Source organism: Streptomyces sp. NPDC041968 (assembly GCF_055589025.1).
The window spans coordinates 468,605-490,260 of sequence record NZ_JBVJCB010000003.1 but is presented as its reverse complement, the minus strand read 5'-3'; the positions used below and the strand labels follow the sequence as shown (position 1 = coordinate 490,260).

Here is a 21,656-nt window from a genome sequence, read left to right as displayed (position 1 = left end):
AGCCTTGACGGGGATCACCGCGCCGATGCCATGTATCCCGGCAGCGAGCCCGGAAGGTCAAGAGCTAAGACGCAGGTACCGGACCCGAAGCCGCTCCCAGCGGCAATGACACTGCACCGTAGGCACGCTACGGGGCAAACGTAGACCTACCGAACGGCGACCGCGCGAGCGCGTAGGAGATCGTTGAGCACGCGCACCGGCGACGCCGGAGACAGCGCCAGTCGGGCGTCGAGCGCCGACTCCCATTGCTCGGTCAACTCGAGCTTGAGGCGCTGCCGCATGCCCGGGGTGACGTGGGCGTAGCGTGCCGATGCCGAGCCGTCGATGTGGCCCATGCGTTCGTCCATGAGCACCTTCTCGGTTCCCAGGTCCTCCATCATCGTCCGGTGGGTGTGGCGAAGGCCGTGGGGCGTGAGCCCCTTGGCTATCGGGAGCCAGCAGGCGTCGGCCCGATCGCTGGCACCACGCCCCCGTGCCGGGACGCCGGGCCACGGCTCGCCGAGCAAGGGCACCGGCCGTGGCTCCTGCGGTGCCTTCTTCGGGTACCAGCCGGAGACCGCCGGCGTGAACAGCCAGGTTGCGAAACCGTTCCTGCGCCAGTGGGCGGCATGCTCCGGCACGACGCCGCCCCGCACGAATCCGAGGTCCTCGATAGCCTGCTCGACCTTCGCGCGCGTGGCCTCGGTGACGCGTTCGGGGTGGTTGAGGACGTTGGACACCGTGCCCGTCGAGACGCCGACACGACGGGCGACGTCGACGAGCTTCGCGCCCTGGTGGCCCCCGGTTCGCGCCGCGCCCTGTCCTCGGAAGACGTAGGTCTTGCCGTGACAGGGGCACGGCTTGGGCTTCGTGCGGGCGATGTGGTTGGCGACCAGCGCGGACAGCCAGTCCATCGAGTCGATGGTGCGGTAGCTGTCGTCCTTGGGCGGGCAGCGCACCAGCTCCCCCGTGTCGAGTTCGTACAGCTGCCACTCGACCCGGACGGCTCCAGGGCGGACGAACGCGGTCTCCAGGCCGACGATCTCGCCCCAGCGCATGCCGGTGTACCCCTTGAGGACCACGGCGACGAACTCGTCGTCACGGCCGGAGAGCAGGGCGGCGCGCTCGGCGGTCAGCAGGATGCCGAGCGCGTCGGTGACCACCTTCTCCGGACCACGGTCTCGGGAGCGGCCGGCGCGCTTGCCGCGTCCGCGCCTGCGAGCGGCCGGGTTGGACGTGATCAGGCCCTCGTCGATCGCGTCCTCGAAGATCAGGTGGAGCGTCGAGCGCCAGGTCTTGACGCTGGAGGCCGCGTAGAGGGCCTTCTCCTTCTTCTCCCACAGGTCGACGTCCGTGCGCAGGATGCCGGCGAGCGCCTTGTCCTCGAACTCGGGGAGCAGGTGCTCCTCGATGTGGCGCTTGTAGTTCTGCATGGTCGAGGCGGCCAGGTCCTGGGCCTCGTACCAGCGGTTCGCGTACTCGCCGAAGGTCTCCTGGCCGAGGGCCGGGTCGCGCCAGTCGCCGCGACGGTACTTGTTCTCGGCCTCGGCCGCTGCCCGTTGGGCCTCGCCCTTGGTGGCGAACCTGATCGCCTTGCCGTTCTCGTCGACGACCGTGTTGTGCTTGCCGGGCGCGACCTTGTACCGGCCGCGCCAGTAGTTTCCGCGCTTCTCCGCGAAACCCAAGTCCCGTTGTCCCCTCTTGGTTGTCCTCAGCTACGGCAGATGCGATCGGGTCACGCGACAGTGCTGTACTGCTGTTGTCGACGCGGCGGGCGGGCCCGCAGGCGAGTCGCCGGCGCCACGGCGGGGCAGCGACGTTGCGCGGAGTCGGTCTGCGTACCGGGCTCGGAGAGCGGCTCGGTCGCCCGGGCGGCTGTCTGCGCGGGCTGTGCCGGCCGCTCCTCGTAGAGGCGGATGATCTCGGCGAGGTGCTCGGCGGTGAAGCGGTAGGCGCGGCCGACCCGGGTGTGCGGTATCAGGCGCCGTCGCGCGCGGTCCTTGACCCACCAGGCCGAGCAGCCGAGGGTGTCGGCGATCTCCTCGGGGCGGTAGAGGCGGGGTGGAGGGGTGTCGGACGGCCTGTGGGGGACGGGCGCGGGCGTGGGTCGGTGCAAGGGGGCGGCTCCTGGTCGCGAGGGCGGCGGGGATGCGTGGGCGGCTCAGGTGGCGCCCGGGCCCTGGAGGAGGGCGAGGGGCGATACCTGCAGGGCTTCGGCGATGGCGACGAGGTCGTCGATATCGCATCGCCGCTTGGCGAGTTCGATGCGGGACAGCATCGTGTTGGACATAGGACGGCCCAAAGCGGTTCACCATGCGGCGAGTTGGCGCTGCCCAAGGCCGCGTTCCGTACGGAGGATTTCGATGGTGCGAGCCGCCAGCATTCCTGCGGGCCCTATTTCCAGAGATCGTGCTGCCATGGCTCCAGTTGTAGCGTGCATTCGCCGGTTTGGTTAACCGGCGATCGTCGGCTATGTTGCGCCGCACTCAATCGGTGAGCGAGGCGGTCGGGGTGCTGCGCAAGGCCGGATCCCCGAACGGGTCCCAACACCAGAGACCCTCTCTGACGTGGGGTGTTGTGTTGTAGCTTCGTCGCTCGCAGGACGTCAACGGCTTCCCGATGTGATCCTTCTGGCTCGGGGTGCGGGGCAACTATTTGGTCAACCGCCGATCGTGCCCTACCGTTTTCGCACCGCCCTCGCCGCTTCGATTTCCAGCGGCATTTCTGCCGTGAGAGATTGCGCCGGATAGGGCTGGACTTGCGCGCCGTGGGTGTGGCTATGTTGACGACACCCCGGAAAGCGCGAGCGGCCATCAACGCTCCCGCGTCAACGGCCGTACATTCCCGCCCTTCACACCCGTCCCCGCCCCCGACCGACGGTGAACCGTGGGCACCCATCCCACCGGCCACCGAGTGAGGACCGCCCCTCTTGGCACGAATCCGCACCATCAAGCCCGAAGCCTTCGTCTCCGAGTCCCTGGCCGCCGTCTCCCTGACCGCCGAGCGCACCTTCTTCGGCCTACTCACCCAGGCTGACGACCAGGGCCGCCACCGCGACCACGCCGCGATCATCGCCGGGCAACTGTGGGTCCTGCGCCCGGAACACACGCCCTCCGCCGTCGAGCAGGACCTCGCCCAGCTCGCCGACGCCGGGCTGATATGCCGCTACAAGGGCACGGATGACAAGCGCTACCTGCACATCGTCACCTGGCGGCAGCATCAGAAGATCAACCGCCCCAGCGCGAGCCGCCTTCCAGCCTGCCCGCACCACGACACGCCGGCTCGCACCGCGCCCGGCGTTGATGCGCCGACTGCGGGGGCTGGCGTCACGGAGCCCGCACCGCTGTCTCCCGGAGCCCTCCGTGAGGGCTCCGGGCAAGTACGCAACCCTGCGGTGAATCCCGCTCCGAATGGCGAACCTGCAGGCCAGGACGATTTCACGGAGTCCTCCGTGAGGAAGCAGGGAGGGCTCGGTGCGGGAGCGGTGACGCCTCACGGTCCGGATCTAGGACCTAGGATCATGGATCTAGGAGATACCCCTTCGGGGGGCGCGAGCGCCCCCGCACCTCGCACCGTCTCGGCCAACCAGCTCATCGCCGAGTACGCCGCCGCTTGCACACACCGGCCACCCAAGGACGTCCTGGGCCATCTCGGCCAGCAGGTGCGCAAGCTGCTCGACGAGGGCATAGTCCCCGATCACATCCGGGCCGGACTCGGACTGCACCGCGCCAAGGGCCTACACCCCAGCACGTTGCCGAGCCTCGTGCACGAAGCCATGAAAGCGGCCCCCGCCGCGCCGGTTGTCCACAGGGCGTGGACAAACCCCGTCGATGTCGAAGCCGCCTACGGAGGTGACCTCTGACCGCCGCCCTCACCCGCGAGCCCCACCGGGTCGGCCCGCTCGCCGACCGGCTCAACGGCATCCTTGCCAGTCGCGGCATCGACCTCGCCACCGCCGCCGTCGAGGAAGGGCACGCCGAGCCCGTCACCGCGCTGGAACTCGCCGACGCCAGGATCCCCGCCCGATACCGCCGAGCCCTGGCCGACCACCCGAAGGTCACCGCCTGGGCCGACGAGATCGCCCGCGCCGGACGCCCCGGCCCTGGGGGGCCGGGCATCGCCGAAGGCCCGTCGCTGCTGATCGCCGGCCCCACGGGCACGGGCAAGACGTACCAGGCGTACGGCGCCATCCGCACCCTGCTCGCCCGTGGCGTCCGCCTGCGCTGGGAGGCGACCACCACCGCCGACTTCCACGCTCGCCTGCGTCCACGCGCCGGCCATGACGCCGAACGTGAACTGCAGACCCTGGCACGCTGCCCGCTGCTGTGCCTGGACGACCTCGGTGCGGCCAAGACCAGCGAGTGGACCGAGGAGCTCACCTACCGGCTCATCAATCACCGGTACAAGCACATGCTCCCCACCCTCATCACCACCAACCTCCCGACGGAGCAGCTACGCGTCGCCCTCGGTGACCGCGTCGCCTCCCGCCTCGCCGAGATGACCGAGCGCGTCATCCTCAAAGGCCCCGACCGACGACGCCGCACCGCGCCCTCCGCCTGACCGGCCTCCCCGCGCCGCGCGCGCTCACGCCTGGCCTGCGCCGGCCCGCGCGGCAGGACCGCTCAACGCTCCGCCGTGATCGTCCGGCCCTCCCCGGTTCCTCTACACCTTGGAGGCCCTCCTGCCTTCTCTGACCCTCGTTTCCCTGGCCACCCGGAACAGCGGCACGCCGCTCCGCCCGGACTGGGTCACCTCCCCGGTGACGACCCTGGCGCTCCTCATCTCTCTCGTGCTGCTGGGCCTGCTCGCCGGATGGCTGATTCGCCAGCAGCGCCGCCGGCCGCCCGGCAGCAAACGCTGGCGCGGGACCGTCGCGGTGCCCGTCGCGGCCATGGCCGCGCTCGGCTGCACCGCCTACAGCGCGGACACCAGCTGGCGGTTCGCCGCCGACTACCTCGACATGGGCGGCACCGCCGAGCGCGTCGCGATGTTCGCCGCCGCCGAGCTGGCCCTGTTCGCCACCGCCCTGATGGCCCGGCAGAACCTCAAGGGCCCGAAGCAGGCACCCGGCCTGCCCGGCACCCTCACCTGGGTCATCACCGCAGTGCAGATCCTGCCCGCCTACGCCGAGTCCGGGCCGGTCGGTGGTAGCGTGCGAGCCTTCGTCGGCCCGGTCATGGCCGCGATGCTGTGGCACCTGGCCATGGGCATCGAGCTGCGCCACCGCGCCCCCGACGCCGCCTCACGCGGCCTGGCCGCCGTCCTCGTCCGCCAGGCACGCGAACGCCTCCTGGCTCGCCTCGGCATCGCCGACCAGGACGCCGACGCCGCCCGCCTCATCCGCGAGCGCGCGCTGAGCGAAGCCGTCGCCCTCATCCTGCGCGCCGAGTCGATAACCGACCAGCAGCGCGGCAAGCGGCGGCAACGACGCCTGGCAGAACGCCTGCACGAGGCCCTGGAGCGGGCCGGCGTCGACGGGGATCCGCTCCAGGACGAGCTGCTGCTGCGCAAGCTCGCCACCCGCAAGCAGGCCCTCGGTCTCGCCTCCATCACGCTGCCGCCGCGCTGGGAGGTCCCGGCCTCCAAGCCCGTCCGTTCATCCGGGCAAAGCCGCCCTCGCTCCGCACGCCCGGAAGCACTGCCGCGGGCAGAGGAAACTGCCCGACCACACCCGTCACCGGGTGACGACGAGGTCCCTCCGGCTGCCCGCCCGCAGCCTGCCCGCCCGGAGCCCAGGCTGCCCGCACGGGCAGAAACTGAAGACAGCCGGGCGCTCACGGGCAACCACCCGGGCAGCCCTTCGGGCAGGCACGAGCGAAAACCGGCTGCCCGGAAGAAGCGCGACGCCGGCAAAGCCCGTGCCTCCGACAAGGTCATCCTCAAGCACGCTCGCCGCATCCACGAGGAGACCGGCAGCGTCGGACGCGACCGGGTCGAGGACGCCCTGCGCGCCGCCGGCTACACCGCCTCCAGCGACGGCGTCGGACGAGTCGTCCGCGAGTTCAAGGCCCAGCTCAAAGCCGCAGCCGGCCATCCACCCCGCTGATCCCCACAGCACCAGCACTCCCAACCAGACCCCGACCCGAAGGGCCCCATGCACGCCCCGCACCACGAAGACCCCATGCCCCACGAGGAATCCCTACTGATCACCCTTGCCCCATTGGGAGCAAGTTGGTGCAGGAGCATTGCTCCCGTCGGGAGCAATGCTCCTGCCTCTCCCGCCCCGGGAGTGGCAGTAGCGGATCGGCACCGGGAGACGCCGATCGTTGAGGATGCGACCGAGGGCGGATCGCATCCTGAGAGGGAAGAACCGCGCACGTGCCACAGCACCGACTGTGCTCACGCCTCTTCGCCGAAGCCCCGTGTGCAGCAGCGTGAGCGTCTGCGCGACGAGAAGAAGCGTGTGCGCCAGCCCAGCTGCCGCATGAACCACGACGAGTACCAACTCCTCGTCCGCGCAGCCGCCGAGTGCCGTATGAGCGTCGCCGGGTTCCTTGCCCGCGCGGCTCTCAACGCTGCCCGCGACCTCAACCGCACCGCCGCGAACATCGCGGATGAGAAAGAGATGCTGCAAGAGCTGTTCGCGCTGCGGCGGCACCTCGGGCAGATCGGCAACAACCTCAACCAGGTAGCCAAAGCGCTGAACTCCGGAGCCGACGCCCCGCAGGCCGCGGCCGTCCTCGCCGCCGTCCAGCGTGCCGCCAAGCGGGTCGACGCCTTCACCCAGCAGCACCTGGACAACCAGGCGGCTGCGTGATCCCGCGTGTCCACACCACGGGCACGCGCACCATCGGTCTGCTCCACTACCTGTACGGGCCCGGCACGCACGAGGAGCACATCGACCCGCACCTGGTGGCCGCCTGGGATGGCCTTGCCCCCGACCCCGGCCGAGACCCCGACGCCACGTACGGCGATCTCCAGCGGCTGCTCGACCAGCCGGTCATGGCCCTGCCCGAGAGCCGGCGGCCCGCCGAGCACGTGTGGCACCTGTCGGTACGCGCCGCACCGGAAGACCCGATCCTGTCGGACGAGCAGTGGGGCGAGATAGCGCGCAGGATGGTCGCCGCCACCGGTATCGCCCCCGACGGCGACGACGCCGCCTGCCGCTGGGCGGCCGTCCGGCACGCCGACGACCACATCCACATCATCGCCACCATCGTCCGCGAGGACGGCCGCCAAGCCCGTCTCCGCCAGGACGGCAGACGCTCCCAGGCCGAAGCCCGCAAGATCGAGACCGACTATGGGCTGCGCCGCCTCCACACCGGCGACGGCACCGCCGCCCAGCGGCCCACCAGCGCCGAACGCCACAAAGCCCAACGGGAAGGCCGCAAGCGCACTGCGCGTGAGGAACTGCGCGAGACCGTGCGCCGCGCCGTCGCCGGCACCGCGTCCACGGAGGAGTTCTTCGACCGCCTGGCCGCCGCCGGTCTGCTGATCCGCAAGCGCGTCGCGCCCTCCGGCGACCTGCTCGGATACAAGGTCGCCCTGCCCGACGACCGCAACAAGGACGGTGAGCCGGTCTTCTACTCCGGTTCGAAACTCGCCTCCGATCTGTCCCTGCCCCGCGTCCGCGAACGCTGGACGCTTCCCGCGGACGCTGCTTCGGCGGACGACGGCTCCGGGCCGGCGCAGCCAGCCCTGCCGGACGTGACCGGCCCCGCGTTCGCGCGGCGCCGGGCCACCGCAGCCACCTGGCAGGCCCTGCTGATCATCGACCACGGCGACGACGGCACGGCAGCCGCCCAGATAGCCGCGGCGGGGGAGATCCTCGACGCGCTCGCGAAAACGTCCGCCGCCCACACCCGCGCTGAACTCCGCGAGGCGGCCTTCGCGTTCGAGCGGGCCAGCCGCTCCCACGTGAGGGCCGTACGCGGGCATGACCGGGCCCTGCGCCAGGCCGCCCGCGATCTCGTCCACAGCGGGCCCGCCCTCGGCCGAGGGGAAGACGGCGCCACCACCGCCATGCTCATCGACATGGCCTTCTTCCTCGCCACCGCCGCGGCGAACTGGCACGCCAAGAAGCACCACAGCCAGCAGGCCGCAGCCGCCCGACAAGCCGCCGAACATCTGCGCGCCGCCTACCAGGCCGCCGCCGGTGAGCCCATGGCCGCACTAGGCCAGCGAGGCCAGCGCCTGGCCCCGCGCGTCCGGCAGCGGCAGGCCGACCTTGTTCGCCACGTGCTACCGGAGCTTGCCGAACGGATCCAGGCCGAGGCCGGCTGGCCTGCCCTGGCCACCACCCTCGACGACGCCCGGAAGGCCGGCCACGACCCGGCAGCTCTGCTGGCTGACGCTGCCCGGCGGCGCGAGGTCGACACCGCCACCTCCATCAGCGACGTCCTCGTCTGGCGCCTGCGCCGCAGCGCCCACCTGCCCGCCCTACCCGAAAGCTCCCACGAGACGCCCGCCCGAGGCAGTGGACGCCAAGGGCCCTCGGCGCCCAGCACGCCGCTGACGCAGGGCACTGTGAACCATTCCAGCCGCCGCTGACCGGAAAGCGGTGCAACATAGCCGACGATCGCCGGTTGGGCAAAACGGCGATCCTCCGGACCATTGATGCCTCCACTCACCCACTCCCATGAGGAGCACCCGCATGCCCAAGACCCAAGCCCGACCGGAGATCGTCGTCCTGCTGTGCGACACGGACGTCGAGCGCCAGCGTGAGACCAGCAAGTGGTACCACCTCGACGGGCGCCCGTTCAGTAAAGACGAGCTGCGCCTCCTCCGCAGGGCCACTCGCGCCGAGTTCGACGAGATTAGGACGCAGCACAAGCGATACGCGGACTACCGGCGCACGATGGACGAAGCTCCGGATGCCCTCGACCAGTTCCTGGCCCCGTTCTGGGAGCGACTCGACGTGAAGAGGCTCGGCAACGCCGTCGAGCTCATGAATGAGGACGAGCGAGCCGAGCTCGATCGCCTCCTCGGGCTCATCGTCGACCCAATCCGCCCCTTCACCCCCTACGCCTTCTGACCCTGGACCCCGCGCCGATACGTACCCAACGCGCTGGTGACCGGCTCCAAAGACCGATCTGGCATCTGACACAGAGGCGTGTGCGTCCCATGCGATAGCCGGTAGGACTCGTCACGCCGAACGAAGCACCAGGCGTGGAGGCGGACCGCTCTCAACAACTCAGACCGTGACGCACGAGGACGCCGACCAGGGCACAGCAGCATGAGGCCGGGCCTCCCCGAGGGGAGGCCCGGCTTCTATGTGTTGGATGGCCCTCAGCCGGCTGGAGCGCGCAGGAGCCGGTCATGGGTGCTCTCCGGCACCACCCGACGCAGCACCGGTGCGCTGGAACTGAGGGAATCGGCGAAGGCGGCGACGAGGTCGTGCGGCACGCTGGGGCCGAAGGACGCCGCCCACAGGTAGCCCGCTCCGAGCACCGGCTCCGCCCACGCCTGCCACCCGGCCAGGGCCGCCTCGTCCGCCTCGACCACCAGCGCGAGTGGGGCGCCATCCTGGATGAGGGGCGGCACCTCGCCGAGGCGGACGTGGGAGGCGAACGTCGGGTCCACCGCTCCCGTGCCGGGCTGGTCTACGTCACGCAGCCACCCGTGCGCCGTAACCGCGTCGAGGACCAGCTCGGGGCCACCGGGCGGCATGGCCGGCTGATCGCGGGCGTTGAGCGCGGCGAGGAAGGTGCCAAGGACCTCTCCGGGGACCTCGGGGGTGAAGTAGGCCGACCACTGGGCGAGCGGGCTGCTCGGATCCGAACGAGCGGACACCTGCCAGGCGATCGGCAGGTTCCCCAGGTGGAACGGCTCGTCCGGCAAGACCCACTGCGCCCACCGCAGGGAGTCGGGGCTGATGTGCAGGACGGTGCTGCGCAAGACCTGTCGGTCCTCCAGCGCCTCGTCCGGCTGCTGGCGCCCGCGGACGATCGTCAGGCTCGTCCAGCCGAGGCCGGCGAGCGTATCGGCGACAGCGTCGTACAGGCGCCCGTCGTCACCGGCCAGGTGCCGTGGACCGACCCAGTACGCGGACGGGACGTTCGTCGGGCTGGGTGGGCCGATCGGGAAGTCGGGATGCAGGTACCCCTCCAAGAGCTTGGTGATTTTGATGCCGCTAGCGCGGACGTCGAGGGTGCCCGAGGGGCTGGAGCCTCTGGCAGTCACAGCTGCGGGGACGTCTCCAGTACGCGAGCAACAGCGGCGGCGACGACATCGGCCGGCGTCTCGATGTCGAAGGACATCTGGTAGCCGCGCACCTTGGCCGTCCCGGTAACGGCGATCTTCCACCCCTCGCCGTCGGTGCCAGGGCGCCCGAGGGGGAACCATCCAAGATAGAAGCGCCCATCCTTCGAGTTGACGTGCACGTCCGCGCGGTCGTCGACGACGAGGTGGAAGTCGTCGGCGGAGAACTGATCCATCACGAGCGTGGCCTGCCCTGGGCCGAGCCGCCACTGACGCAGCCGCAGGGCCTCGACAGTGGTGGAGAATCCGGGACCCGAGGACGCCGCAGTCACAGGCAATCACCTCTTTGACCTGGTGCTTTGCAAGAAGGTCGTCCAGGTTCACATGCCGCTGCCGCGTTGGCCAGTCATTCCTGGATCTTTGCTGTCTGCCCCCGGCGAACTGAGACGCAGAGGGCGAGACATCGCAGTCGCACAGAGAAAGAGCGTGCGCGCGGCGGGGGCCGTGCTGATAGTTGCCGCATGGATGCTATCGAGGCCGCACGCGCTGTCGTAGCGGAACATCACCCCGAAGCGCGCGCCGCTTTCCTGGGCGGCAGCGTCGTGACAGGCCGACGCACGGCGACGTCGGACCTGGACCTCGTGGTGCTGCTCCACGGTGCCCCAGCCCCTTATCGGGCGAGCCTCCAGTACGCCGGCTGGCCAGTGGAGATGTTCGTTCACACCGAGGCGACGTGGCACGCCTACGTCGAAAGGGAGCTGCGCAAGCGCCGGTCACCGCTGCTGTGGATGTGTGCCGACGGACTGCTGCTCTTCGACACCGATGGACTCGGAGCCCGCCTCGCCGCACAGGCCCGGAAGCTGACCGCCGCCGGACCACCCCCGGTGTCGTCGGAAGAGATCGACGACCGCCGCTACGCGATCACCGACCTCCTCGACGACCTCGCGGGAAGCGACGACCAGAGCGAGCGCCTGTTCGTCGCGACCGAACTGGTGCGACGCACCGGTGAGCTGGCACTGGCCGTTGGCGGTTCGTGGGGTGGCGGTGGGAAGTGGCTGGCACGCCGCCTTGAGACAACCGCGCCAGGGCTCAGCACCCGCCTCCACCACGGCCTACAGGAGGTACTGGACGGGAGAGTCGAGACCCTCGTGGCCGTCGTGGACGAGGTGCTCGGGCAGACCGGTGGCCGGTTGTGGTTCGGCTACAAGCGTGTCGGGGCGCCCTGAGCGATCCCGCGCCGCAGACGTCGCAACGTCTCTTCCTCCACGTGCAGATCACGCGATCGACAGCAAACCCCGAGTCTCCTCGGCGCACCCCCACGACAGCGTGACGCCAGCACCTCCGTGCCCGTAGTTGTGCACGACCACGGTGCCGTCCTCCCCCACCTCTTCCTCCACACGGACCGTGGCGCGGGTCGGTCGAGCGCCGACCCGGTGCTCCAGGACACGGGCCTGGGCGAGTCGGGGCTCGACCTCGGCACAGCGGGCGAGGATACCGGCCGCCGCCTTGTCATCGGGGGCCAGATCGCCCTCGCCGTCGATCGCAGTGCCGCCCAGGACGACGGTGTCGCCGTGAGGATAGAAGCACAGCAGATCGGGCGAGAGGCCGGTGTCCTCGGAGAAGAACTCGGTCAGCCCGGGGTTGGTGACCACGACGTGCTGGCCGCGGATAGGCCGGAGGTCAGGGTCCGGAACCAGGTCGCGTGCCCCGAGGCCCGCGCAGTTGACGATCACCGAAGCCGGACCGGCGTCCGATAGCGAGGTCAGCCGTCGCCGCTCGACCACACCCCCGGCATCGCGGAGCCGGCGCAGGAGGTAGTCGAGGTAGGTGGGCATGTCGATCAGTGGCACGGTGAACCGGTAACCCGCCGTGAACCCGGCCGGAAGTTCGGCCCGCTCGCACGGTCGGAAACCCGGCAAAGTGGTGGCCCAGTCCGGCGCGGCCTCGGCCGTGCGGGACGCCTCGATGCCACTGGTGAGCCGGACGCCCGTCGCCGGGTCCTGGGCCAGCTCGCGGAAGATCTCCAGGGACCGTTGTCCCCACTGGTCGACCTTGTCCTTCGGCTCGACCAGGTAAGGTCCCCACATCGCCCCGGCCGCCAGCGACGTGACCCCCGGCACCTGCTCGGCGATCACGTGCACCGAAGCCCCGGCCTCGGAGAGAACAACGGCCGTGGTGAGCCCAGCCACCCCAGCCCCGACAACGACAACGCGCTCCCCTGCGGTCATGGCCCTGACCCTAACGGCCGGGTTGCGTCGATGGGGCGTGTTGGGCGAGGGCGTCCTCCAGGGCTGGCAGGAAGCCGCGCACGTGAGGGTTGCGCTGTCGGCGGCGGAGGTCGGCGGCAAGCTGATGGAGCAGCGCCGCGCTGCGAGGCGAGCGGACGACATCGAGGCGGTCGGCAGCGATCTGGCCGATCTCGCAGGCTGCCTCCAGGTCTCCGTGGGCGCTGTGGCCCAGGGCCAGCCAGGCTCCCTCGAACATGGCTCGGCGCTGGCTGGGGTCGCCGCGCGGGACGTCGTACGCCCCGGATCTGAGCATCTCGGTCCCTTGGGCGAGGAAGCGGCGGCTCTTCTTTCCGCTCTCCGCCTTCTGCTGTGCACGACCCATCTGGATGAGGCCGTAACCGGCCTGACAGTCCAGGTGGTTGTCGGTGAGGAAGTACATCCAGCGGGGCTCTTCTTGGCCGCCGTCCCGGCTTGCGATCAGTTCGCGGGCAGCGCCACGAGTGTAGGCGAAGTCGTTGTCACGGCCGGCGGCGGCGTACGCGTAGGCGAGCCGGGACAGGACTGACGCCCGGACGGCCAGCGGGGCGGCGTCACTCGCACGGCGGGCGGCCTCTCCGAGGGCGATGGCGTCCGCGGGGTGTCCTCGACTCGCCGCCTGGAAGGAGAGGTCGCCCAGGATGTGGGCACACAGGGGAAGATCGTTTACCTGATGCGCGGCCCGGAGCGCCGTGACGAAGTAGCGCTGCGCCAGTCCGTGATCGGCCGCGTCGAAGGCCATCCAGCCGGCCAGCTGGCCGATCTCCGCGAGCGCGCGGATCAGACGGCTCGCGACAGCCGGAGAGTGGCCGCCTTCGCGAATCAGCAGCCCGACGGCCCGGAACTGTGCTCCGACGTAGGGCAGATGACGTGCCCCTCCGTGCTCGTCATCGAGCAACTGGAGCATGGGAAGGTGCTGCTCGACCTGGTCCACGAGCGGATCGGTGCCGAGCGACGATGTCATTCGGGGCGTGTACTGACCGCGTCCCGCGGTGCCGTCGAGGTACTGGGCGACGATCGCGAGGAGTCCCGCGCCCGAGATCGCGAGGAACCGGCGCCGGTCGACGAGCCCTCCCATCACCCAGTCCTCCACGATCGCCTCCATGCCCTGCACGGTCCAGGGTCGCGCGAGATCCGTGTCCGCGGCGACGAGCGCTGACGAGTCGCCCACACGGCCCTGCCAGAGTTCGGCCACCGAGACATTCCTACCCAGCTCCTGGGAGAGCACGTAGGCGGCCATCATCGGCAATGGCGAGCGCGGCAGGGAGCCGGCGTCCCGCCAGTGGTACGGCGCCGACTCGGCCACCGTCCCCGCGCCGAACACTCGGTTGAGCTTGCGAGCGAGCGCCTTCGGGCTCCACCCGAGTTCGTCGAGGCACCCCGCCAGTACGACATTGGGCTCGCCTGTCTGCGGTGCCACGTGCGACCGCCCTTCGCTCCAGTGGTTCGTCCATCACTTCGCGGGCCCCATGGTGATGCCCCTGGACGGACGATTCACCACCGCTGCATGGAAGTTGACCGAGTTGACCCACTGATCGGGTCCTGTCTGACCGTCCCTCTCCTGTGTTCTTGGATCCCGGCGGAGGCGCCCGTCTTCCGAGCCGACGGAGAAAGAGGTGGGCCTTGAGACAGCACACGAGCACCTCCCCAGGTCGACCGGGCGGTGTGCTGGACCGTGACGCCGGACGACCAACCTCCGCCCCCGGACGCGGGCTTGTCGCTGGAGACGGCACGACCACCCTGATCACGGATCTGCCGTACGGACCGGAAGCGGCCGAGGTCGCCCGGTGCGCCGTGACGCTGGCGCTGCGCGGCACGGAGACGGACGTACTTGCCGATGCCCGCCTGATCGGATCGGAGCTCGCGACGAACGCCTTCGTCTCGGGCAGTCCTCCGTTGGTTCTGTGCGTTGACCGCAGGAGTCTGGCCAGCGGCGGCCTGGAGGTCGAGATCACCGTCACCGACGGCGGCTGTTCCCGACCCGCACCCGCTTCTCCTGCCACTCCCGACGAGCAGGCCGAATCAGGACGGGGACTGGTCATCGTCGATGCCTTGGCCGACGCCTGGTCGCTGACCACTGGCGCCCACGGCTCTCGTGCCTGGTGCCGACTCGTCCACAGGCCGCGCTCTTCGTCCGCCGGCGCCTGATGTCCACGCCTGCCCAAACCCGTCCTCCAAGGAGGCACCACACAGTGCGCATCGACCATGCGACTTCCCCACCCTCACTCACGGCTGTGCCGGAGGCCGCTCGCCAGCCCAGGGTCGTCGTCGCTCTCCACGAGGGCTTCTACCGCGCGGAGTCGGGCACCGGCTTCAGCAACCGCGCCTTCCTCACGGCACTGGCCCGGCTCTTGCCGACAGGCCGCCTCTCAGTGATCACCCCGCACGTGCCCGAGACCGCGGGAGCGCACGATCAGCGGTGGGCCGGCGAGGTGCGGCAGATGCTGCGACAGGCCGCAGCCGAGGTCATCACAATCCCGAAGGTCAACGCGCCGCCGGACTCGGTCCGCGGCTCGGTTCAGCTGTGCGACCTGGCGGGCGAGGCGGCCATGCGCATCGCCGCGCGGGCGAGCCGGTGCCTCCTCGTCGGCCTCGACATCCCGTTCCTCGGGCTCGCGCCCTACGCGTCGCCGGCCACGGACCTGCTGCTCGTGCCCCGCTCCACGACCGCGCTGACGCGGCCCAAGGATGTCTCCCGCGTCCGCTGGGAGCGGGACGCCCTGCGGGCGGCGACACTCCGAGGTGGGCGCGTCGGGGCTATCTCCTCGCACATGCGAGGCCACCTCGTCGTCAACTACGCCGTCCCTCGGTCGAGCATCGTGAGCATCCCTAACGGGCTGATCCGTGAGGAGATGGTCAGGTCGGCCACGGCTCTGCCGCTGCCTTTCAAGGCCCGCGCCGGGTTCCTTCTCGCCATGGGCCGCGCAGTCCCGACGAAAGGCTTCGAAGACCTCCTGGAGGCGTTGCGCCTGCTGAAGGAACGCGGGGTCCCCGTCCCTCACCTGGTGCTGGCTGCCGTGACCTCGGAGGAACACCAGCATCTCTCCTCGTACCAGCAGGACCTGGCGGCACACATCCGCGCGCACGGCCTGGACGTGACTCTGATCACTCGCTTCACCCCCGCGATCCGTGCCTGGCTGCACAGCCCGGCCCTGCGCGCGGTCATCGTTCCCTCTCGCGAGGAGCCCTTCGGCCGGATACCCCTGGAGGCGTTCGCAGCCGGTGCGGGCCCGGTGGTCGCGACCACAGCCGGCGGCCTGGCTCAGACCGTCATCGACGGCGAGACCGGCTTCACGGCCGCACCGCAGGACCCCAGGTCCCTGGCGTCCGCCCTGCACCGGGCCCTGACCGTCCTGCCCCGAGAACGCGATCGGCTCCGGAGCGCCGGGGCGGCCCTGGTTCGCTCCCGCCACGACTACGAGGCCAGCGTCGGTTCCGTCATGGACCGCGTCGCCCCTTGGGCGCTGGCGCGGTCAGCCACCGCGGAGGGCCGCGCGCGATGAACCAGCCGGTGGTGCTGATCGGCCTGGAGTCCCCGCACGCCTTCTGGCGCCTGTCCTCCGAGCACGAGCGTGCGCTGTCCGCCGCCTTCCCCGGCCTCGAGTTCCGCAGGGCGACCGAGGAGGCCGTGCCGCACCAGCTGGCCGACGCACACGTCTACTTCGGGTGGCGATTCGCCCCCTCGTGGCTGTTCGCCGCGCCACATCTGAAGTGGATCGCTTCCCCGGCCGCCGGCACCGACCATCTGCCCGTCGCCGAGGCGCACTCCGTCGGGGTAGCCCTGACCCGCTCCTACGGCTTCCACGGCAGGCCCATGGCCGAGCACGCCATGGGCCTGGTCCTGGGCTTCTCCCGCGGGCTGTTCATCAGCCAGCGCGTCCAGCGGAACCGTGCCTGGTGGAAGGACGACCTGGCCGAGGAGTTCTTCGACCTGGCGGGGGCGACGATGGCCATCGTCGGCTGCGGCAGCGTCGGACGCCACCTCGCCCACGCCGCTCGGGCCTTCGGCATGAACGTCATCGGAGTGCGCCGGACACCACCTGCGGCTTCCGAGGGCGGGATCACATGGGTGCACACGACGGCGGTGCACCAGGCGGTGTCCATCGCCGACGTAGTGGTCAATCTGCTGCCCGCAACCTCGGCGACGGATCGCTACTTCGACCACAACCTCTTCTCGGCGTGCAAGCCCCGCTCTCTCTTCCTCAACCTCGGCCGCTCGGCAACCGTCGACCAGTCGGCCCTCCTGGCCTCCCTCGACACCGGCCACCTGCGCGGCGCGGCCCTGGACGTGTTCGATCCGAAACCGCTGCCCGCCCGCCATCCGCTGCGGCTCCACCCCCGGGTCGTACTCACCCCGAAAAGCTCGGTGTTCTGCCGCGCGTACATGGACGAGGCGGTGGCGTTCTTCGCCGACAACCTGCACCGCTATCTCTCGGGCCAGCCCCTCAACGGCCTGGCCGAGGCGCCCGCCACCCGCTCTCCGCTCGTAGGAGGCTGACCAATGCCCACCGCAGACCACGACGACCTGGCCGCCGCCTTCGCCGCCGCAGGCCGCAACCACCCCTACCTGGCCTTCACCCTGAACTCGCTGTGCAACCTGGACTGCGTGTTCTGCAAGCCCCGGTGCATGCCGGACTACGGGCACAAGGACCGGCCCCTGACCGCCTCCGACTACGCGGCCATCGCCACCGAGGCCGGGGCCTGGGAGATCAGGAAGGCGCACTGCTCCGGCGGTGAACCGACCCTCCGAGCCGACATCCTCGACGTCATCGCGGGGCTCGCCGACGGCCTCGGGCCCGACGCCGCGATCGGCATGACCAGCCACGGCAACCTGCGCCGGGGGCTGAGCGTCGACCAGCTCCACGACGCCGGCCTGACCTACCTCAACCTCAGCCTCCACAGCCTCGACCCGGCGCGGTCCGCCGCGATCATGGGCGGCGGCGACCCGCGCACCACCCGGAGCACCCTCGACGCCGCCCTCTCCCTCGGCCTGCGAGTGAAGATCAACTGCGTTCTTCAGCGCACCTACCTGGACGACGCCTTCGCCGTGGCCGAACTCGCCCGCGACCTGCCCATCGCCGTCCGCCTGATCGAACTCCAGAACATCGGCCCCGCCCAGGCGCTCTTCGACACCGAGTTCATCACCGAGGCAGAGGTCCGCGACCGTCTCCACGAGTGGTTCGCGAACGCCGGTGAAGTCCCCCGGGACCAGCTGGGCGTCCGCAGTCCCGGGCAGTACCTCCGTCCCGACGGCTGGGCCGGGTCGATCGGCTTCATCTCCAACTCCAGCTGCGCCACCTGCTCCGACGCCAACCGGATCAAAATCACGCCCACCGGAGTGGCGCGGCCCTGCATCCTGCACAACCGCGACATCCCCCTGAAGTGCCACCTCGCCGACGGCACCCTCGGCGACGCGTTCGCCCACCTCTTCCAGGCCATGCTGGACCGCAACACCAACGACGCCTGGCAGGGCTTCCACTACGTCGACTACGACCTGCGCTGGGACCGGATGGAGCGCCCCGAAGGCACACCGGTCCTACCCCTGCTCCCCGTCCTCCCCACGGGAGCGGCCGGCCCCTCCTGCGCCCGCGCCTCCACCGGGGAGCGGTGATGATCGTGGTCGACGCGCCGCCTCTCTACCAGGAGCGGCGCTCTGTACGAACGCGAGCTGGACGCTCACGGCGTCGGGGCCGTGATGCTCACCCACAAGTGGCAACCGGCCGACCTGCTGGCTCCGCACTCCGACATCGACGTACGCGTCCTCCTTCCCCAGGCCCCCGCCGACTGGGAAGAGTGGAACCACCGCCTGGCCGCCGCACACGCCACCGCAGTCGACCGGGAAGTCGTCCATCGACGTCTCCTGGAGCACCCGCCCGGCTTCGCGTTCACCGTTACCGAAGCGGACGGGCGACTCGTCTCCGCGCCCGAACTCGCGACCTGGTCACTGATCAGCGGCAGTGCCCGGGACTTCCAGCGCTGGAAGTCCCGGGCCCAGATGGCGCCCTGGTGCGAGGTCGATGAGCGGTTCTATCGGGGGATCCTCCAGGCTCGGATGGGCGGCCGATACCAGCTGGCTGCGGACAGCACGGACAACGTGGTCGAGGACATCGCCGCGTACCGACGCCACTGCGTGGCCTGGCACTACCTCGCCCCGTGCTGGTTCGCCGCCGCCGCACTCGCGACCCGTACCCGCTGCCCCGGAAAGACGGCGGCCCTCACCCAGTGGCGGCCGGATGGACTGGACGGATACGCCGAGCTGTTCCTCCGGCACTCAGAGAACCGCTCCGATGTCCGACCGCGGAGCCCGCGCCACCTGCTCCGCGCGGCCCATGTCGCCCTGGAGGCGGCCATGCGCCGCGTTCCTGACGAGGGCCACCCAAACGGCCAGGGGCATGAGCACGCTCGTACTGACTGGGCGATGACGGCCGGCATGCTCCGTGTACGCGTCGCCCGCTGGCTGTACTACCTCGATCCGCCGCCCGGCGTGGCGACCGAGTACCTGATCCGGCGGGAGGCGAAGGAACTCCGCTCCGCCGCGCGAACGCTGACCGTGCTCGCGGCAGACGAGGCGACTGCCGCCCAGCGGCTGGCCGCTCGGATGGCGGCGCTGATCCCCACTGGGCCCACCAGCGCCGACATCCTGCGCGCAGCCCTCGCGCGCTGGCACCGGCAGAAGACCACCGTCCAGGAGTTCCTCAGCTTCACACCCGACGACGTCCACCTCTGACCCAAGGAGTCTCGCCAATGACCCCGCGTGCGCCGGTGCCCCGCACCCTCAAAACGGCCAAGGTCAAGATCACCACGAAGTGCAACCGGCACTGCGACTTCTGCATCTTCGCCGACGGCGCCCAGGGCGAGAACATGTCCCTGGATCTGTTCTCCACCATCCTGACCCGGCTGGAGACCATCCCCTTCCAGCAGCTGCACATCAACGGCGGCGAACCCACCGTGCACCGGGACTTCCCGGCACTCAGCGACGCCGCCCGCTCGCGACTGCCGGACAAGGTCATGGTCCTGGGTACGAACGCCATCACGCTGGCCCGCAACCAGCCGATCATGGAGGCGACCCTCCGCTCCTACGACCAGATCCTCATCGGCTGCGACGACGAACACGGGAACTACGACGAGGTGCACGCCGTCGTGCCCCGCCTCCGCGAAGCCGGCAAGACCGTGGTCGTCAACAGTGTCCTGGAAGGCATCAGTTCCACACGGCTCACGCAGCTCGGGGCGCTGTGTGAGCAGTACGGCGCCATTCATGTCACCAACCACGTGCACCACGTCGACGTGGGCCAGCCGGCGAACGAGCTGCGCGGCCTCTGCGACCGCTACCTCGACCAGCACCTGATGATCGAGATGGACGGGTCCTGCTACCGCTGCTTCAACGCCATGGCGAAGGACGACAGCGAGTTCAGCATCTGGGACGAGGACTTCGCGGCCAAAGTGTTCGCGCCGCGCGCGCACCACTTCCGGTTCTGCCTGCGCTGCCACGAGTACACCGACTCCGGTGCCGCACTCGTCCCCGCCCTCACCGTCTGACCGGGAGGTACACCACCATGCCCGCAGTCCTCGGACTGAACTTCCACCACGATACGGCCGCCGCGTTAGTCGTCGACGGCCGCATCTACGCCGCCGAGGAGGAGCGCTGGAGCGGCGTCAAGCACAACCACCCCACCCGCAAGGGCACGCTCACCGCCCCGACCCGCGCACTCCAGTGGTGCCTGGAGGCCGCCGGCATCGAAACGGAGGACGTGGACGCCGTCTGGGCGGCCTCCATGCGTCCCAACCCCGCGGCCGGCTGGTGGCTGGCCGAGGAGCGGGAGGAACTCGCCGCCCTCCTGCCCGCCCCGCTCGGCGAACACCTCCGCCTCCTCTCCCACCACACGGCCCACGTGCTCTCCGGCTACCTGCTCTCCGGGCACGAGCACGCCGCGGGCCTCGTCATCGACGCCGGCGGCTCCTCACTGGGCTCCGACTTCGGCCCGGGCCGGGAGCGCATCACGGGGTACGACCTGTGGCCCGATCGCATCGACCGCCTCTACCAGGGCATGCCCGCCGTCGTGCCGGGCCCGGTCGGACCCCGGCGCGTCCACTCCTCCCTCGGGCACTTCTACCGGAACCTCGCCCGGCGGGTGATCCCACCCGGCGACGAGCCCGAGGGCAGCATGATGGCGCTCGCGGCCTTCGGCGATCCCCAGCGCTACGGAACACACATCCGCGAACTGGTCCGGCTCGGCGACGAAGGCGAGGTCCGCATCGACCACCCGTGGGGTTCCGCGGACAGCAGCACACCGCTGCTCCTGGATGGACGGGCGTGGACCGCCGACAACGTCGCGGAACAGCCGGAACACAAGCGTGCCGACCTGGCCGCCGCCGTCCAGGAGGTCTTCACCGAATCGGTCGTCCACATCGCCCGCCACCTGCAACGACTCACTCGGGCCTCAGCGTTGGTGTTCTCGGGCGGATGCGCCCTGAACTCCCACCTCAACGGCCAGCTGGCCGCCGACAGCGGCTTTGACACCCTCTTCGTCGCACCGGCCCCGCACGACGCCGGCACAGCCGTGGGCGCCGCGCTCTACGGCTGGCACTACCAGCTCGGGCAGGAACGCCTGCCGGTTCCCACCGACGCGGCGTGGGGACCCAACCCAGGCGCGCTGCCAATGACAACAGTGCCGCCCGCCTATCACGCCTTTCCCCACCTCGGGCCCGAACTGGCACCCACAGTGGCGGCACTGCTCGCCGAGCACCGCATCGTCGGCTGGGTGCAGGGACAGCTCGAATTCGGGCCGCGTGCCCTCGGCCATCGCTCGGTCCTCGCTCACCCCGGTCACGCCGCCACGAGGGACCGACTCAACGCGATCAAAAAGCGAGCCGCGTACCGCCCGTTCGCGCCGGCCGTCCTCGCCGAGCACGCCACGGAATGGTTTATGTCGGCTGGCGACCCCTTCATGAACCGCGTCGCCACAGTCCGACGGTGCCGAGCCGACCGAGTCGCGGCGGTCACCCACCACGACGGCACCGCCCGCGTCCAGTCCGTCGCCGCCGACCATCAGGGCCTGCGCGATCTCCTTGAGCATTTCCGCGACCTCACCGGACTGCCGCTGCTGCTGAACACATCCTTCAACCGCAAAGGCGCCCCGATCCTGCGGACCGCTGAGCAAGCCGTGGCTGCGGCGGTGGACCTACGCCTTGACGCCCTCGCCGTCGGGGACACCCTGCTGCTCGTCGATCACGTCCCCGACCCCCGTGCCGCGTCCCTTCGTACGAGGTGAGGCG

General features: G+C 70.4%; 20 protein-coding genes and 1 pseudogene. 14 read left to right on the top strand and 7 right to left on the bottom strand.

Annotated features, from left to right (window positions below):
• Nucleotides 1-146: 146 nt before the first annotated feature.
• The 3 genes and pseudogenes from ACZ6EG_RS10335 to ACZ6EG_RS10325 form a co-directional block, all read right to left on the bottom strand.
• Nucleotides 147-1,664: a LacI family DNA-binding transcriptional regulator gene (locus tag ACZ6EG_RS10335; RefSeq protein ID WP_469603306.1), complete on the bottom strand. Its 1,518-nt coding sequence runs from the start codon at nucleotides 1,662-1,664 to the stop codon at nucleotides 147-149.
• Between the two features lie 50 nt (nucleotides 1,665-1,714).
• Nucleotides 1,715-2,095, bottom strand: a complete 381-nt coding sequence (locus tag ACZ6EG_RS10330) for a helix-turn-helix domain-containing protein (RefSeq protein WP_469603304.1) — start codon at nucleotides 2,093-2,095, stop codon at nucleotides 1,715-1,717.
• Between the two features lie 45 nt (nucleotides 2,096-2,140).
• Nucleotides 2,141-2,398, bottom strand: a pseudogene (locus ACZ6EG_RS10325) (helix-turn-helix domain-containing protein).
• 510 nt (nucleotides 2,399-2,908) lie between these two features.
• Between ACZ6EG_RS10325 and ACZ6EG_RS10320 the strand changes: the two are divergent.
• From ACZ6EG_RS10320 to ACZ6EG_RS10295, 6 genes are all read left to right on the top strand, one after another.
• A complete protein-coding gene (locus ACZ6EG_RS10320) occupies nucleotides 2,909-3,841 on the top strand; it encodes a hypothetical protein (RefSeq protein WP_469603302.1) in 933 nt (310 codons plus the stop codon).
• Entirely contained in the window at nucleotides 3,838-4,539 is a 702-nt protein-coding gene (locus tag ACZ6EG_RS10315) for an ATP-binding protein (RefSeq protein WP_469603548.1), read from the top strand. Before ACZ6EG_RS10320 ends, ACZ6EG_RS10315 begins: the two co-directional genes overlap by 4 nt.
• Nucleotides 4,540-4,738: 199 nt before the next feature.
• The gene (locus ACZ6EG_RS10310; RefSeq protein WP_469603546.1) at nucleotides 4,739-6,025 is read left to right on the top strand and encodes a hypothetical protein; all 1,287 of its coding nucleotides are present in this window, start codon (nucleotides 4,739-4,741) and stop codon (nucleotides 6,023-6,025) included.
• Nucleotides 6,026-6,343: 318 nt separating this feature from the next.
• Nucleotides 6,344-6,736: a plasmid mobilization protein gene (locus ACZ6EG_RS10305; RefSeq protein ID WP_469603299.1), complete on the top strand. Its 393-nt coding sequence runs from the start codon at nucleotides 6,344-6,346 to the stop codon at nucleotides 6,734-6,736.
• Entirely contained in the window at nucleotides 6,733-8,469 is a 1,737-nt protein-coding gene (locus ACZ6EG_RS10300; protein WP_469603296.1) for a relaxase/mobilization nuclease domain-containing protein, read from the top strand. The genes ACZ6EG_RS10305 and ACZ6EG_RS10300 overlap by 4 nt, the downstream gene beginning before the upstream one ends.
• 103 nt (nucleotides 8,470-8,572) lie before the next feature.
• Nucleotides 8,573-8,953 (top strand): hypothetical protein, encoded by a 381-nt coding sequence (locus tag ACZ6EG_RS10295; RefSeq protein ID WP_393807525.1) that lies wholly within the window; start codon nucleotides 8,573-8,575, stop codon nucleotides 8,951-8,953.
• A 254-nt stretch (nucleotides 8,954-9,207) separates the two neighbouring features.
• Here the strand turns inward: ACZ6EG_RS10295 and ACZ6EG_RS10290 are convergent, their stop codons facing one another.
• Together ACZ6EG_RS10290 and ACZ6EG_RS10285 are read right to left on the bottom strand one after the other, a co-directional pair.
• Nucleotides 9,208-10,029: an SPDY domain-containing protein gene (locus ACZ6EG_RS10290; RefSeq protein WP_469603543.1), complete on the bottom strand. Its 822-nt coding sequence runs from the start codon at nucleotides 10,027-10,029 to the stop codon at nucleotides 9,208-9,210.
• Nucleotides 10,030-10,097: 68 nt separating this feature from the next.
• Complete coding sequence (locus ACZ6EG_RS10285) at nucleotides 10,098-10,451, bottom strand: SPDY domain-containing protein (RefSeq protein ID WP_469603293.1); 354 nt, start codon at nucleotides 10,449-10,451, stop codon at nucleotides 10,098-10,100.
• Between the two features lie 189 nt (nucleotides 10,452-10,640).
• Here ACZ6EG_RS10285 and ACZ6EG_RS10280 point away from each other — a divergent pair, with 189 nt between their 5' ends.
• Nucleotides 10,641-11,345, top strand: coding sequence for a nucleotidyltransferase domain-containing protein (locus ACZ6EG_RS10280; RefSeq protein WP_469603290.1), 705 nt, complete (start codon nucleotides 10,641-10,643; stop codon nucleotides 11,343-11,345).
• 48 nt (nucleotides 11,346-11,393) lie between these two features.
• Here ACZ6EG_RS10280 and ACZ6EG_RS10275 read toward each other — a convergent pair whose 3' ends face one another.
• Together ACZ6EG_RS10275 and ACZ6EG_RS10270 are read right to left on the bottom strand one after the other, a co-directional pair.
• Nucleotides 11,394-12,347 (bottom strand): FAD-dependent oxidoreductase, encoded by a 954-nt coding sequence (locus ACZ6EG_RS10275; RefSeq protein ID WP_469603287.1) that lies wholly within the window; start codon nucleotides 12,345-12,347, stop codon nucleotides 11,394-11,396.
• A gap of 10 nt (nucleotides 12,348-12,357) precedes the next feature.
• Nucleotides 12,358-13,803 carry a carph-isopro domain-containing protein gene (locus ACZ6EG_RS10270; protein WP_469603284.1) on the bottom strand — a complete coding sequence of 482 codons (1,446 nt, stop codon included), beginning with the start codon at nucleotides 13,801-13,803 and terminating at the stop codon, nucleotides 12,358-12,360.
• Nucleotides 13,804-14,048: 245 nt separating this feature from the next.
• Between ACZ6EG_RS10270 and ACZ6EG_RS10265 the strand changes: the two genes are divergently transcribed.
• The 7 genes from ACZ6EG_RS10265 (at nucleotide 14,049) to ACZ6EG_RS10235 (ending at nucleotide 21,652) form a co-directional block, all read left to right on the top strand.
• Entirely contained in the window at nucleotides 14,049-14,531 is a 483-nt protein-coding gene (locus ACZ6EG_RS10265) for an ATP-binding protein (RefSeq protein ID WP_469603281.1), read from the top strand.
• A 44-nt stretch (nucleotides 14,532-14,575) separates the two neighbouring features.
• On the top strand, nucleotides 14,576-15,886 hold the full coding sequence (locus ACZ6EG_RS10260) for a glycosyltransferase family 4 protein (protein ID WP_469603278.1): 1,311 nt from the start codon (nucleotides 14,576-14,578) through the stop codon (nucleotides 15,884-15,886).
• Complete coding sequence (locus tag ACZ6EG_RS10255; protein WP_469603275.1) at nucleotides 15,883-16,881, top strand: D-2-hydroxyacid dehydrogenase; 999 nt, start codon at nucleotides 15,883-15,885, stop codon at nucleotides 16,879-16,881. Before ACZ6EG_RS10260 ends, ACZ6EG_RS10255 begins: the two co-directional genes overlap by 4 nt.
• A gap of 3 nt (nucleotides 16,882-16,884) precedes the next feature.
• Complete coding sequence (locus ACZ6EG_RS10250) at nucleotides 16,885-17,994, top strand: radical SAM protein (RefSeq protein ID WP_469603273.1); 1,110 nt, start codon at nucleotides 16,885-16,887, stop codon at nucleotides 17,992-17,994.
• A gap of 84 nt (nucleotides 17,995-18,078) precedes the next feature.
• Nucleotides 18,079-19,110: a hypothetical protein gene (locus tag ACZ6EG_RS10245; protein WP_469603270.1), complete on the top strand. Its 1,032-nt coding sequence runs from the start codon at nucleotides 18,079-18,081 to the stop codon at nucleotides 19,108-19,110.
• A gap of 17 nt (nucleotides 19,111-19,127) precedes the next feature.
• Nucleotides 19,128-19,919: a radical SAM protein gene (locus tag ACZ6EG_RS10240; protein ID WP_469603267.1), complete on the top strand. Its 792-nt coding sequence runs from the start codon at nucleotides 19,128-19,130 to the stop codon at nucleotides 19,917-19,919.
• 17 nt (nucleotides 19,920-19,936) lie between these two features.
• Nucleotides 19,937-21,652 carry a carbamoyltransferase family protein gene (locus tag ACZ6EG_RS10235; protein ID WP_469603264.1) on the top strand — a complete coding sequence of 572 codons (1,716 nt, stop codon included), beginning with the start codon at nucleotides 19,937-19,939 and terminating at the stop codon, nucleotides 21,650-21,652.
• The last annotated feature ends 4 nt before the right edge of the window (nucleotides 21,653-21,656 follow it).

Bases quoted from the DNA above. Each gene is read 5' to 3' on its own strand.
- ACZ6EG_RS10245 (WP_469603270.1), top strand. From the start codon at position 18,079: ATGCTCACCCACAAGTGGCAACCGGCCGACCTGCTGGCTCCGCACTCC.
- ACZ6EG_RS10280 (WP_469603290.1), top strand. From the start codon at position 10,641: ATGGATGCTATCGAGGCCGCACGCGCTGTCGTAGCGGAACATCACCCC.
- ACZ6EG_RS10235 (WP_469603264.1), top strand. From the start codon at position 19,937: ATGCCCGCAGTCCTCGGACTGAACTTCCACCACGATACGGCCGCCGCG.
- ACZ6EG_RS10255 (WP_469603275.1), top strand. From the start codon at position 15,883: ATGAACCAGCCGGTGGTGCTGATCGGCCTGGAGTCCCCGCACGCCTTC.
- ACZ6EG_RS10250 (WP_469603273.1), top strand. From the start codon at position 16,885: ATGCCCACCGCAGACCACGACGACCTGGCCGCCGCCTTCGCCGCCGCA.
- ACZ6EG_RS10275 (WP_469603287.1), bottom strand. From the start codon at position 12,347: ATGACCGCAGGGGAGCGCGTTGTCGTTGTCGGGGCTGGGGTGGCTGGG.
- ACZ6EG_RS10240 (WP_469603267.1), top strand. From the start codon at position 19,128: ATGACCCCGCGTGCGCCGGTGCCCCGCACCCTCAAAACGGCCAAGGTC.
- ACZ6EG_RS10295 (WP_393807525.1), top strand. From the start codon at position 8,573: ATGCCCAAGACCCAAGCCCGACCGGAGATCGTCGTCCTGCTGTGCGAC.